We start from the raw sequence: 13,736 nt of genomic DNA, 5'->3' as shown, positions 1-13,736 counted from the left end.
CATTGCTGTAAGCGCTAAGGAGTAACCTCTCCGTTTCGATTACCGTTACCAGACTTTCCATTATTACTGCTCCTGAGGCGCATCATGACCGACGGATGACAGTTTTAAGTCATCCAGCCGGCGCTGACAGAGTTCTTTTAAGCTGACGCGATCGATTTTTCCTGTCGACGTTTTAGGTAATTCATCCATTACCGTAAAATCATAGGGCAGCATATAGTCGGGTAACATGCAGGCGACCCTTTCCTTAATGGAAGGCAGTGCATCGCCAGTAATCGCTAAACTGAGGACGGCGTGAAGAGTGGTGCCATATTTATCATGCGGTAGCGGTATGATGGCAACCTCTCCCACCGCCTGTACGGTAGCAAAAGCATTTTCCACATCGCCTATTTCGACTCGATAGCCACGTGTTTTAACCATATTGTCGATTCTGCCTTTGTAAACGATTTCCCTTTTATGATTGATGTAGCCATAGTCGCCTGTGCGAAAGATCAACGTAGGATAATCGTGAAACGGACTTTGAATAAGCTTCTCTTTAGTAAGATGCGGTGACTTGAAGTAACCGGCAAAAACGGTGCTTCCACGCACCAAAATCTCCCCCATGTCACCTTTGGGAAGTTTTTTCATCGCCTCGTCAACGATATAGATTTCTGCGTCATCAACGGGAAAACCAATTGGTATGCTTTCGGTATCTTCAATAGGTGTAGTCACATATTGATAGGTGACAATATTGGTTTCGGTGGGGCCGTAAATATTTGCCACCTGGGTCGCAGGCAGGCAGTCCATCACCCGCCTAAGCCAAGAGGGAGAAAACGGCTCGCCCGCATAAAGTAGCGTTCGCAGACTCGGTATTCCGCGTGCCAAATCTCCTTTGTTTAGCCAGCGAATGTAGGCAGAGGGTACCGTGTACACCACGGTAATAGCCTTATCGCGCATATAGTTGACGATATTTTTAGGTGTGTTTTCAAACCCTTCCGGCACCACAACCAGGCATGCTCCACTCAGTAAGGTGGTAAATATGTCGAATACCGAAAGGTCAAACTGCAGCGGTGCACGACTGAAAATCCGATCGTGGGGATTGATGTTAAATTCCTTTTTCATCCAGCAGATAAAGGAACAGGCATTACGATGGGTGATCATAATACCCTTTGGGGTGCCGGTAGAGCCGGAGGTATAAAGAATATATGCCACGTTATCGCTGATGTTTCTTTCAGCCTTTAGCGTTGTTGCTTTCTGCTCTTCGGCGAAATTGATATCATCCAATACGGTGATCGGTTGAGATTCCGTGAGTTGTCGAAGTGCGGAAATATATCTTTTTTGCACTAAAACATGTTTCAACTCCGCGGAAATAACTAAATTACTGACCCACACCGAGGGAGCATAGATATTGATGGGAATATAAATCAATCCTGCTGAAAGCGCCCCAAGCATTGCACTAATAGCCAAAGGAGTGACATCGGAAAGAATACCAATATGGTCGCCCTTTATCAGCCCGCAAGATTGGTAATAATGGAAAAAATACTGACTTAGCCGTTCAATATCTTGATAAGTAAATTTTTCCTCACCGAATTCAATAGCAATATTGTTGGAAAACTCGCGTAATCGACCGGCCATCATTTCGGGCAAGGTCACTGCGTTCAATAACTGCATCTATTTCATCCCTTAATGAGTGTTAATCAGAAGACTGACGATCCCCGGCGTTAGGCTGGAAGCGACTACCCGGGAAATAGTCCCCGTGGCAATCTTTGACAGTGATTTATCATCAGAGGTGGACGACGTTAGCCAAGCTAGACTGCCCTCCTTCCACCCCATATCATTGACCTTCACAGAAAGTACTTCAGCATCTTTTCCCACTCCCCAAGCGTTGGACTGGATATGCCCCATCAGGGCATGACTTTTTCCCTCCTCGACAAAACCCTGAAGCAAAAATTGCTCTTGATAAGCAGACAACATGGGCAGCGGCAATGCAGGGTTTAGTTTAAAGGGTGAGAAGAAAAATATTTCGCCAATCAACGAATGAGAAATACGTTTCGTTAACCTGAAACCAAACTCGTTCAACAGCATCTCCAGCTTTTCTGGCTGGTAAGCGAGGGACTGCAGGGATTCGTCAGACGAGATTTCTACGCCAGTATCTCTGAGTCGACTGCTTAACCCTGTGCAGCCACACCGCGCATAGTAGGCAATCCTGGCCTGAGTTGCCTTATCGCTACAGGAAAATCCGGAGATAATCACTTCAGAATTTCGCCCTTTGAGTTCCCCCAGCACGCGTAGCGGAGAACTCAAATTGCCAAAGCAATTAAACGGAAAAAACACGCAACTTTTGGCGGCAATGGACTGAGTGGGGTTAGGAAAAAGGCAGTGAAGATGCTCGGCAGAAAGATGTTCTATTTGCGCGCTGCAGTTTTTAGGCAACGGGCAGGCGTTGATTCGAGCTTTACCCAGTTCGGCCAGCCATTGAACCAGCTCCACTCCGCGATAGCTCACCTTGTGTTTCAGCGCCACGTGAAGATAACGACCATAACCGCAGCCAATCTCGACAAACTGATTAAGCGTGTTTGCCGAATTCTCGAGATAGTTGGCGATACAGCGGCTTTCTTCTACTAGAAAAGCCGCCACTTCCGCGGTTAAAATCCGGCCATCGAACATGCGCCAGCCGTTGTTTTGGCCATAAAATTTCGCCACGTTGTCTTCGGCGATCTCATCACATACCAGCATGTGATATACCCTCCGGCATTAGGGCGGCACCCGTACGTAGCCACTGCTGCTTAATATCGGTAAATAGAGTTAACAGGTGGTCAATTTGCTGCTGGGTGTTTAAGGCCGTTACGGTTATGCGCAGCGCTTCTTTGCCTTTGGGCATCGTCGGGTACGGGCAGGCGGTCAGGAAAATGCCGTTTTGATAAAGATATTTTGACGCGTTTATTAGTTGGAGGGTATTTCCGGCCCACACAGAAATAATCGGAAACAAGGTTTGCGTCATCACGTGGAAACCCAAACCACGCAGGCCCTTAACCAAAGAACAGGTAAGGCGGTAAACGTCGGCGCGTCTGGCGTCGCCAATTTTAGGCAGCAGATCCAGTGCGGCATCCAGCACACCCAGGCAGAACGGCGTTGAAGGATGGGTGTAATCCAGCGGCTTGGCGTACGCCATCAGGTACTCTTTCATTTCTGGTGTGACGGCAGCAAATGCGGCACCGGCAGCCAAGCCTTTTGCCGTACCGGCGACGTATAGGGTGTTTTTCGACGACGCAGCGCAGTAATTAATGATGCCATTTCCCCGTGTGCCATAAGGATGTTGACTGTCCGGATGTTCGCCAATAAAGCCAAAACCGTGGCCATCATCAACGAAAAGCAGCGCCTCATACTTTTCGGCCAAAGGCAACAAACCAGCAAAATCGGCATAGTCTCCGGTCATGCTGTAAACGCCGTCAACGCAGATCATTTTTCTCGGGCAGTCGCGGTGCACTTCAAGCAAAGCCTCAAGTGCGCTCATATCACCCTGCGGAAAACTCTTGAAAATAGCCCCTTTATCACGCGCCATCTGTGCTGCCTGATACATTGTAGCGTGGGCTGACTTATCAAGAATAATCACGTCGCCCTTCTGCATCAGTGCAGGAATAATACCGATACTGGTGAGCGTGGTATTAGGAAAAAGCAGCGTGTCTTCAGCGCCTATAAAAGACGCGAGTTTTTTTTCAACGTGAGTGAATAATTCGTGATATCCCATCAGTCTGGCTCGACTGGTATGCATTCCATAGTCTTTTGCTGCCTGAATACCTTTACTCAGCAATTGTTCTTGCTCACAGTCAAAGCCCAAATAATTACATGAAGCGAAGTCATAAAGTTTTTTGCCGTGAATATCGATAAGCTCGCGCTGGTCAACTTGAGCAATACGCACATCGTACTGCTGGCTTTGTTTTAATACCATAAGTAAAGGGTCGCGCTCGCTGGAACGAGACGTGAGATATTTATTTTGAACGTGCACAGTTAATTCATCCTTAACAAGATGTATTTACCCTCACCATTAATTAATCATTAACAATGAGACCTGCCGGACCCTGAAATAAATAAAATAAAACAAAAAAACCAACCAAGAGGAATATATTAACTAAAAAAAAGTAACGTATTAATCTAATTTCGATTATTTATATTTATTTAAATATGTTGATGATAAAGCCCAATAAATAAAAAAGGTCCGACAATACTTTTTTCAAAGCATCGCGGACCTAAGTTTTTTTGCCGTTTTGCCAGCCGATAACGCCAGCTGGCTTCAGGGACTTATTATTCTACCGTGACCGATTTCGCCAGATTACGCGGCTGATCGACGTCGGTGCCTTTGATAAGCGCAACGTGGTACGACAGCAGCTGTAAAGGAACGGTGTAGAAAATCGGTGCGACAATCTCTTCAACGTGCGGCAGCTGAATGATTTTCATGCCGTCACTGTCGGTGAAACCGGCATCCCTGTCGGCGAAGACGTAAAGCTGACCGCCGCGTGCACGCACTTCTTCGATGTTGGATTTCAGTTTTTCCAGCAGTTCGTTGTTAGGTGCCACCACAATCACCGGCATATCGGCGTCAATCAACGCCAGCGGACCGTGCTTCAGCTCACCGGCAGCATAGGCTTCTGCGTGAATGTAGGAGATTTCTTTAAGCTTCAGCGCACCTTCCATCGCGATCGGATACTGATCGCCACGCCCCAGGAACAGCGCATGATGTTTATCGGAGAAACCTTCCGCCAGCGCTTCGATGGTTTTATCCAGCGACAGCATCTGCTCAATGCGTGCAGGTAGTGCCTGAAGCGCGTGAACGATGTCGTGCTCTATCTTCTCGTCCATGCCCTTCAACCGGCCGACCCGTGCCACCAACATCAGCAACACGGTCAACTGAGTGGTAAAGGCTTTGGTTGAGGCCACGCCAATCTCCGTGCCTGCTTTGGTCATCAGCGCGAGGTCAGATTCACGCACCAGCGAAGAGCCGGCCACGTTACACACTGCCAGCGAGCCTAAATAGCCCAGCTCTTTCGACAGGCGCAGCGCCGCCAGCGTATCCGCAGTTTCACCCGATTGGGACAGGGTAATGATCAGGCTGCCCGGACGCACGGCAGATTTGCGATAACGGAATTCAGAGGCAATTTCGACGTCGCACGGCACACCGGCCAGCGCTTCGAACCAGTAACGCGCCACCATACCCGAGTGATAAGAGGTGCCACAGGCAATAATCTGTACGTGTTGCACTTTGGCAAGCAGCGCATCGGCGTCGGCGCCCAGTTCACTGAGATTGATTTTTCCGTGCTCGAAGCGGCCTTCCAGGGTGTTTTTAATCGCCTGCGGCTGTTCGTAGATCTCTTTCTGCATATAGTGACGGTAGGCGCCTTTATCACCGGCGTCGTACTGCACTTTAGACTCGATCTCTACGCGCTCAACCGGCTTACCGGTTTTATCGAACACGTTAACTTCGCGGCGTTTAACTTCCGCTACGTCACCTTCTTCCAGGAACATGAAACGACGAGTCACTGGCAGCAGCGCCAGCTGGTCGGAGGCGATAAAGTTTTCACCTACACCGCGACCAATGACCAGCGGACTGCCGGAACGCGCAGCCACCAGCACCGACGGGTCGCGTTTGTCCATCACTACGGTGCCATAGGCACCGCGCAGCTGCGGAATAGTGCGCAGTACGGCTTCAAGCAGCGTTCCGCCCTGAAGCAGCTCCCAGTGCACCAAGTGAGCAATAACTTCGGTATCAGTCTGTGATTCAAAACGATAACCGCGCTCGATCAGCAAAACGCGCAGCGGTTCAAAGTTTTCGATAATGCCGTTATGGACCACGGCAATATAATCAGACACGTGCGGGTGAGCATTCACCTCAGACGGTTCGCCGTGCGTCGCCCAGCGGGTGTGGGCAATACCGGTGCCACCGTGCAGCGGATGAGACTCCAGCGCATCGGCCAGCATCTGCACTTTGCCTACACGGCGCAGACGGCCCATGTGGCCTTCGTTATCGACCACAGCCAGACCGGCAGAGTCATAGCCGCGGTATTCCAAACGGCGTAATCCTTCCAACAGAATTTCAGCAATATCGCGTTGCGCTACTGCGCCAACAATTCCACACATCGGTTTTATTCCTATAGAAAGCCTGTTCACAGGCTTTTTTGATGCCTTAACCTGATTGATATCCGCGTCGGTCTTGCAGGCAAGCCGGGCGGGTTCCCCAAGCCTTGTAGAGAAGGGGATTATTATGTTTTGCCTTGGCCATTTGCTAATAAAGGCCAGGGCAAAACACAATCAAAATCATGATGTAAACGGGCACGCTGGGCCGCACCCGTTTTACTAATAGAACTTACGTGCTTCTCTTCACCGGGCGCTTCCAGTCCGGTTTGTGTACCTGGGTTACTCGGCTGATAACCAGACCACCGGCGGCAACGTCGCGGGTAATGGTTGTGCCTGCGGCGATGGTTACGTCATTGCCCACGCTCACGGGCGCGATAAGCTGCGTGTCGGAGCCAACAAACACGTTGTCGCCGATAATGGTTTGCGACTTGTTCACGCCGTCGTAGTTGCAGGTAATGGTGCCTGCGCCAATATTGACGTTATCGCCGATAACCGCGTCGCCGAGATAGCTGAGGTGTCCCGCTTTGGACCCCACACCGAGGCGCGCTTTTTTCAGCTCGACGAAGTTACCAACGTGCGCACCCTGCCCCAGTTCTGCCCCCGGACGCAGGCGGGCAAATGGCCCAACGGTGCACTCTGGCTGCAGGCTCGCGCCTTCAAATACGCTATAAGGACTGATAATGCAGTCGTCGCCGATGGTGCAGTCTTTCAGGATACAGCCTGCGCCTAGGGTTACGCGGTTGCCCAGCCTGACCTTGCCTTCAATTACCACGTTGACGTCGATACTCACGTCGATGCCGTGCGAGAGCTCACCGCGCAGGTCAAAACGGCAGGGGTCCATCAGCATCACGCCGGCCAGCAGTAAACGCTCGGCCTGCTCCTGCTGATAAACGCGCTCAAGGCGAGAAAGCTGCAGGCGGTTGTTCACACCCTCGACTTCACTCAGTCGCGCCGGATGCACGGTGGCAATTTTGTGACCTTCCGCGTGCGCCATGGCAATAATATCAGTGATGTAGTATTCACCCTGCGCATTGTTATTCGAGAGCTGGCTCAGCCAACGCTTAAACGAAGCGCCGTTAGCCACCAGAATGCCGGTATTAATTTCATTGATTTTAAGCTGCTCGGTGTTGGCATCTTTTTGCTCGATGATACCTACAACATCGCCATTGTTACGCACAATGCGACCATAGCCGGTCGGGTCACTGAGCTTAACCGTTAACAGGCCGATACCGCCTTCCGGCTTGGCGGCCAGCAGCTTTTGCAATGTTTCGACTGAAATCAACGGCACATCACCGTAAAGCATCAGCACGTCTTCGTCATCAGAGAAATGCGGCGCCGCCTGCTGCATTGCGTGTCCGGTTCCCAACTGTTCTGCCTGCAGCACCCAGTTCAGTTCGCTGGTGGCCAGACTCTGCTTAAGCAAGTCACCGCCGTGGCCATAAACCAGGTGTACATTGCTGGCACCCACGCGCGTGGCCGCATCGATTACGTGCTGAACCATCGCTTTTCCGGCAAGCGGATGCAGTACTTTGGGAAGATTGGAATACATACGAGTGCCCTTGCCTGCGGCAAGGATCACGACACTTAATGCGCTGTTAGACATAAGCAACCTGACAAATCCAGTTTGATTGACAAAAGTAACCCGTTAGCCGGTCGGATTACTACATATTTTTCATTAAAAACTACCCCGAGGCCGCACGGGCCAAGGGATGAACACTCTGTAAGCGACTCGCAAAGAAACGCGCTAAAACTGTCTTCAATAGTAGACAGTATTCCATTGAAACGGCGGGAAATGAATGACGAAGATGCCGAAAAACAGGCTTTTTTAAAGGTAAAAAAAAAGCGACCCGAAGGTCGCTTTTTCAACTGGCAGTGCTTTAGTCACTGATCTGGCAATTGCCAATCAGTAACCCGCTTTCCTGGTCAATTCGATCACGCGAAGTTTCGCGAGCGCTTTGGCCAGTTCAGCAGACGCCTGAGCATAGTCGACGTCGCCGTGAGAACCATTAATGTGGTCTTCCGCTTTACGCTTAGCTTCAAGCGCGCGCGCTTCGTCGAGGTCTACTCCACGGATTGCAGTATCAGCTAACACGGTCGTTGCGTTCGGTTGCACCTCAAGGATGCCTCCGGAGAGATAGATATACTCTTCTTCGCCGTGTTCTTTAACAATGCGCACCATGCCAGGTTTGATGGCGGTGAGCAGCGGGGCGTGACCAGGGAAAATACCCAGTTCACCTTCGCTACCCGTCACCTGGATTTTCTGCACCAGGCCGGAGAACATTCTCTTTTCCGCGCTGACAACATCCAGATGGTAAGCTTTTTCAGCCATGTCACCTTCCTCTCTCAATACTGCAACGATCTTTATCCCCTAAGGGAGAGCATTACAGTTTTTTGGCTTTTTCCACGGCTTCTTCGATAGGGCCAACCATGTAGAACGCTTGTTCTGGCAGGTGGTCGTAGTCGCCTTCGATAATGCCTTTGAAACCACGAATGGTATCTTTCAGCGGTACGAATTTGCCTGGAGCGCCGGTAAATACTTCAGCAACGAAGAATGGCTGAGACAGGAAACGCTCGATTTTACGCGCACGGGATACAACCAGCTTGTCTTCTTCAGCCAGCTCGTCCATACCCAGAATTGCGATAATATCTTTCAGTTCCTTGTAACGTTGCAGAATAGACTGCACGCCACGCGCCACATCATAGTGCTCTTGACCTACGACCAGCGGATCAAGCTGACGGCTGGTTGAGTCAAGTGGATCTACCGCTGGGTAGATACCCAGAGAAGCTATCTGACGGCTCAGTACCACGGTCGCATCCAAGTGGGCGAAGGTGGTGGCTGGAGATGGGTCAGTCAAGTCATCCGCAGGAACGTAAACGGCCTGAACAGAGGTGATTGAACCATTTTTGGTCGAGGTGATACGCTCTTGCAGAGCACCCATCTCTTCCGCCAGCGTTGGCTGATAACCTACCGCAGAAGGCATACGGCCCAGAAGTGCAGACACTTCGGTACCGGCCAGGGTATAACGGTAAATGTTATCGATGAACAGCAGTACGTCACGACCTTCATCACGGAATTTCTCCGCCATGGTCAGGCCAGTCAGTGCTACGCGCAGACGGTTGCCCGGTGGCTCGTTCATCTGACCGTAAACCAGTGCAACTTTGTCGATAACGTTGGAGTCAGTCATCTCGTGGTAGAAGTCGTTACCCTCACGAGTACGCTCACCCACGCCTGCAAACACAGAGAAACCTGAGTGCTCAGCCGCGATGTTACGGATAAGCTCCATCATGTTTACAGTTTTACCTACACCAGCACCACCGAACAGGCCGACTTTACCGCCCTTGGCGAACGGACACATCAGGTCCATTACCTTGATACCGGTTTCCAGCAGTTCCTGGGAGTTTGCCAGCTCTTCGTAAGAAGGAGCAGCACGGTGAATACCACGGCGTTCTTCTTCGCCGATTGGGCCTTTCATGTCGATTGGTTCACCCAATACGTTCATGATACGACCCAGAGTCGCAGTACCTACTGGTACTTCGATTGGGTGTTGCAGGTTGTTCACTTTCAGACCGCGACGCAGGCCGTCTGAGGTACCCATTGCGATACAACGAACAACGCCGCCGCCGATCTGTTGCTGAACTTCGAGCACCAGCTTGGAGGTACCGTTTTCTACCTCAAGAGCAGTGTACACGTTCGGTACTGCATCCTGAGGGAACTCGACGTCCACCACGGCGCCGATTACCTGGATAATCTTTCCAGTAGCCATCTTGAATCCTCTACGTAATTCGTAAACCTAGCTTAAACCGCGGAGGCTCCCCCGACGATCTCGGTGAGTTCCTGAGTGATGCTGGCCTGACGAGCCTTGTTGTATACCAACTGCAGCTCTTTGATCAGGCTGCCGCCGTTATCGGTGGCGGCTTTCATCGCTACCATTCGCGCGGCCTGTTCGCTGGCCAGGTTTTCTACGACGCCCTGATAAACCTGAGACTCTACATAGCGACGCAGGAGGGTATCCAGCAGTGCTTTAGGGTCTGGCTCATACAGGTAATCCCAGGACTTGTTCGCCAGTCCGCCGGTTTCTTCCGCAGGCGGAAGTGGCAGCAGCTGCACGATTCTTGGTTCCTGAGACATGGTATTGACGAATTTATTGCTAACAATGCACAGCTTGTCTAAACGACCTTCGTCAAAGGCTTGCAGCATCACTGCAACCGGACCGATCAGTTCTGACAGGGAAGGGTTATCCCCCATGCCAGTAACCTGGGCAACCACGTTGCCACCCACGGAACCGAAGAAAGATGCAGCTTTTGAACCGATCAGGGCCAAGTCAACCTCGACGCCTTGCTCGCTCAAACCTTTAATCTCTGTCAGCAGTTTTTTGAACAGGTTGGTGTTCAAGCCGCCACAAAGACCGCGATCGGTAGACACGACCAAATACCCAACGCGCTTAATTTTACGCTCGTCCAGGTATGGGTGCTTGTATTCCAGATTACCCTGCGCAAGGTGACCAATCACTTTACGAATGGTATCTGCATAAGGACGGCTGGCCGCCATGCGTTCCTGCGTTTTACGCATTTTGGAGGCGGCGACCATTTCCATCGCTTTAGTGATCTTTTGCGTGTTTTGCACGCTGCCGATCTTACTACGTATCTCTTTTCCGCCGGCCATCTCTGCTTCTCCTCATTACCAACCGCCCTGCCGCGTTAGCGGTAGGGCGGTTCAGTATTACCAGGACTGGGTTGCTTTGAAGGTCTCAAGGATAGATTGGAATTTACCCTCGATTTCCTTGTCGTACGCACCAGTTTGGTTGATTTGTTGCAACAGCTCAGCGTGCTCGCGGTCAGCGTAAGCCAACAGCGCAGCTTCGAAGCTACCCACTTTGGACAGCTCGACGTCTTCCAGGAAACCACGTTCTGCAGCAAACAAAATCAGCGACTGTGCAACGATTGACATCGGTGCGTACTGTTTCTGTTTCAGCAGCTCGGTCACTTTCTGACCGTGGTTCAACTGTTTACGCGTAGCTTCATCCAGGTCGGATGCAAACTGGGAGAACGCAGCAAGTTCACGATACTGTGCCAGAGCGGTACGAATACCACCGGACAGTTTTTTCATGATCTTGGTCTGAGCAGCACCACCAACACGGGATACCGAAATACCCGGGTTAACCGCTGGACGAATACCGGAGTTAAACAGGCTTGATTCCAGGAAGATCTGACCATCGGTAATCGAAATTACGTTGGTCGGAACGAACGCGGAAACGTCACCAGCTTGCGTTTCGATAATCGGCAGCGCAGTCAGAGAACCGGTTTTACCTTTCACTTCACCGTTGGTGAATGCTTCAACGTAAGCAGCGCTTACGCGAGAAGCACGCTCCAGCAAACGGGAGTGGAGGTAGAACACGTCACCTGGGTAAGCTTCACGGCCTGGCGGACGACGCAACAGCAGGGAGATCTGACGGTATGCAACGGCCTGTTTAGACAGGTCATCGTATACAATCAGGGCATCTTCACCGCGGTCACGGAAGTATTCACCCATCGCGCAACCCGAGTAAGGTGCCAGGTATTGCAGCGCAGCTGATTCAGATGCGGTAGCAACAACAACGATGGTGTTAGCCAGTGCGCCGTGCTCTTCCAGTTTGCGAACCACGTTGGAAACGGTGGAAGCTTTCTGACCGATAGCGACGTAAATACATTTGATACCGGAATCGCGCTGGTTGATGATCGCATCAATTGCCAGAGCAGTTTTACCGGTTTGACGGTCACCGATTACCAGTTCACGCTGACCACGACCGATTGGGATCATGGCATCGACTGACTTGTAGCCAGTCTGAACAGGTTCGTCAACGGATTGACGATCGATAACGCCCGGTGCGATAGCTTCAATTGGAGAGAAGCCGTCGTTTTCTACCGGACCTTTACCATCAATTGGCGCACCCAGTGTGTTAACCACACGGCCCAGCAGGCCGCGGCCAACTGGAACTTCAAGGATACGGCCAGTACATTTTACTTTCATCCCTTCGGCGAGGTCAGCGTAAGGGCCCATAACTACGGCACCTACGGAGTCGCGCTCCAGGTTCAAGGCGATAGCGAAGCGGTTACCCGGCAACGCAATCATTTCGCCCTGCATGACATCGGCCAGGCCGTGCACGCGGATGATCCCGTCAGAAACGGAAACGATAGTACCTTCATTGTGAGCTTCGCTCACTACATTGAACTGTGCAATGCGCTGCTTTATCAGTTCGCTGATTTCGGTGGAATTCAGTTGCATGCTCCAGTCCCCTTAAGACTGCAAGACGTCTGCCAGGCGTTCAAGACGACTGCGAACGCTGCCATCAATCACCATATCACCTGCACGGATTACGACACCGGCAAGAACAGACTTGTCAATTTTGCAATTCAGCTTAACTTTGCGAGACAAACGTTTTTCCATCGCAGCAGCAATTTTTGCCTGCTGTTCTTCAGACAGAACGTTGGCAGAAGTAACTTCCACTTCAACGGTCGCCTCTAAGGCTGCGCGCAGTTCAATAAACTGCTCGAGCACTTCAGGAAGAACGCGTAAACGTTTGTTATCAGCCATAACCTTAATCAGGTTCTGACCCGCTTCATCGAGTTGTTCACCACATATCTCGATAAACGTTGCAGAGAGTGCTTCAGGTGCCAGAGCACCAGAAAGCAATTCTTTGATATGTTCATCGGATGTGACTTCAGCCGTGAACGCTAGCATGGACTGCCAGCGGTCTAAGCTTTGGTGCTCAACGGCAAAGTCAAAAGCTGCTTTGGCGTAGGGGCGAGCTACCGTAGTAAATTGTGACATCAGCCCCTCCCTCCTTACAGTTCAGCGACCAGTTTATCAACGATGTCGCTATTAGCAGCTTCATCCACGGAACGTTCGATGATTTTCTCGGCGCCAGCAATGGCCAAAATACCGACTTGTTTACGTAACTCTTCACGAGCACGTTGACGTTCAGCGTCGATCTCAGCCTTCGCTTGGGTCACGATCTTGTTACGTTCCTGCTCGGCTTCAGTTTTAGCTTCATCGATGATTTGAGCTTTACGCTTGTTAGCTTGCTCGATGATCACCTGAGCTTCCGCTTTGGCTTTAATCAGTTGGTCGGTCGCATCGGCTTGCGCTAAATCCAGCTCTTTTTTGGCTTGTTCTGCGGAAGATAAACCGTCAGCAATTTCTTTTTGACGTTTTTCGATGGCAGCCATAATTGGCGGCCATACGTACTTCATGCAGAACCAGACAAACAGGACGAACGCGATAGCCTGGCCGAGGATTGTTGCGTTAAGATTCACAGCACAATGCCTCTTTCAAAGTGAATTAGTTGATGTCGGTCGTTTAACTCAGAGCGAACTCTGTGTTAGGCGACAGCAAACATCACGTACAGACCCAGACCAACAGCGATCATCGGGATGGCGTCGACCAGACCCATAACGATAAAGAACTGTGTACGCAGCAGAGGAATCAGGTCAGGCTGACGAGCAGCGCCTTCCAAGAATTTACCACCCAGGATGCCGATACCGATCGCAGCACCGATTGCCGCCAGGCCCATCATCACAGCGGCAGCCATGTACAGCAGATCCATACTCAGGTTTTCCATGACAGTCTCCAGTTTGTTTCAGTTAAAACGCAG

General features: G+C 51.0%; 12 protein-coding genes. All 12 read right to left on the bottom strand.

Annotation, left to right across the window (positions count from 1 at the left end):
* Positions 1–63: 63 nt before the first annotated feature.
* Entirely contained in the window at positions 64–1,647 is a 1,584-nt protein-coding gene (locus GA565_RS01220) for an amino acid adenylation domain-containing protein (protein ID WP_152197045.1), read from the bottom strand.
* 12 nt (positions 1,648–1,659) lie between these two features.
* Entirely contained in the window at positions 1,660–2,712 is a 1,053-nt protein-coding gene (locus tag GA565_RS01215) for a hypothetical protein (protein ID WP_152197044.1), read from the bottom strand.
* A complete protein-coding gene (locus GA565_RS01210; protein ID WP_152197043.1) occupies positions 2,699–3,982 on the bottom strand; it encodes a pyridoxal phosphate-dependent aminotransferase family protein in 1,284 nt (427 codons plus the stop codon). Before GA565_RS01210 ends, GA565_RS01215 begins: the two co-directional genes overlap by 14 nt.
* Before the next feature lie 296 nt (positions 3,983–4,278).
* On the bottom strand, positions 4,279–6,108 hold the full coding sequence (gene glmS / locus GA565_RS01205) for a glutamine--fructose-6-phosphate transaminase (isomerizing) (RefSeq protein ID WP_152197042.1): 1,830 nt from the start codon (positions 6,106–6,108) through the stop codon (positions 4,279–4,281).
* 226 nt (positions 6,109–6,334) lie between these two features.
* Complete coding sequence (gene glmU / locus GA565_RS01200) at positions 6,335–7,708, bottom strand: bifunctional UDP-N-acetylglucosamine diphosphorylase/glucosamine-1-phosphate N-acetyltransferase GlmU (RefSeq protein WP_152197041.1); 1,374 nt, start codon at positions 7,706–7,708, stop codon at positions 6,335–6,337.
* A 300-nt stretch (positions 7,709–8,008) separates the two neighbouring features.
* Complete coding sequence (locus tag GA565_RS01195) at positions 8,009–8,434, bottom strand: F0F1 ATP synthase subunit epsilon (RefSeq protein ID WP_055775404.1); 426 nt, start codon at positions 8,432–8,434, stop codon at positions 8,009–8,011.
* A gap of 52 nt (positions 8,435–8,486) precedes the next feature.
* A complete protein-coding gene (gene atpD / locus GA565_RS01190; RefSeq protein WP_055775401.1) occupies positions 8,487–9,869 on the bottom strand; it encodes a F0F1 ATP synthase subunit beta in 1,383 nt (460 codons plus the stop codon).
* 32 nt (positions 9,870–9,901) lie between these two features.
* Positions 9,902–10,768 (bottom strand): F0F1 ATP synthase subunit gamma, encoded by an 867-nt coding sequence (gene atpG / locus GA565_RS01185; protein ID WP_055775399.1) that lies wholly within the window; start codon positions 10,766–10,768, stop codon positions 9,902–9,904.
* 57 nt (positions 10,769–10,825) lie between these two features.
* On the bottom strand, positions 10,826–12,367 hold the full coding sequence (gene atpA / locus GA565_RS01180; protein WP_055775396.1) for a F0F1 ATP synthase subunit alpha: 1,542 nt from the start codon (positions 12,365–12,367) through the stop codon (positions 10,826–10,828).
* A 12-nt stretch (positions 12,368–12,379) separates the two neighbouring features.
* Complete coding sequence (gene atpH, locus GA565_RS01175) at positions 12,380–12,913, bottom strand: F0F1 ATP synthase subunit delta (protein WP_055775393.1); 534 nt, start codon at positions 12,911–12,913, stop codon at positions 12,380–12,382.
* 14 nt (positions 12,914–12,927) lie between these two features.
* On the bottom strand, positions 12,928–13,398 hold the full coding sequence (gene atpF, locus GA565_RS01170; protein ID WP_055775391.1) for a F0F1 ATP synthase subunit B: 471 nt from the start codon (positions 13,396–13,398) through the stop codon (positions 12,928–12,930).
* A gap of 65 nt (positions 13,399–13,463) precedes the next feature.
* Positions 13,464–13,703: a F0F1 ATP synthase subunit C gene (gene atpE, locus GA565_RS01165; protein ID WP_004093904.1), complete on the bottom strand. Its 240-nt coding sequence runs from the start codon at positions 13,701–13,703 to the stop codon at positions 13,464–13,466.
* Between the last annotated feature and the right edge of the window lie 33 nt (positions 13,704–13,736).

This window comes from Rouxiella sp. S1S-2 (assembly GCF_009208105.1).
Taxonomy (GTDB): Bacteria; Pseudomonadota; Gammaproteobacteria; order Enterobacterales; family Enterobacteriaceae; genus Rouxiella.
The sequence above is the reverse complement of the archived record's forward strand: the minus strand, read 5'-3'. Positions and strand labels throughout refer to the sequence as shown.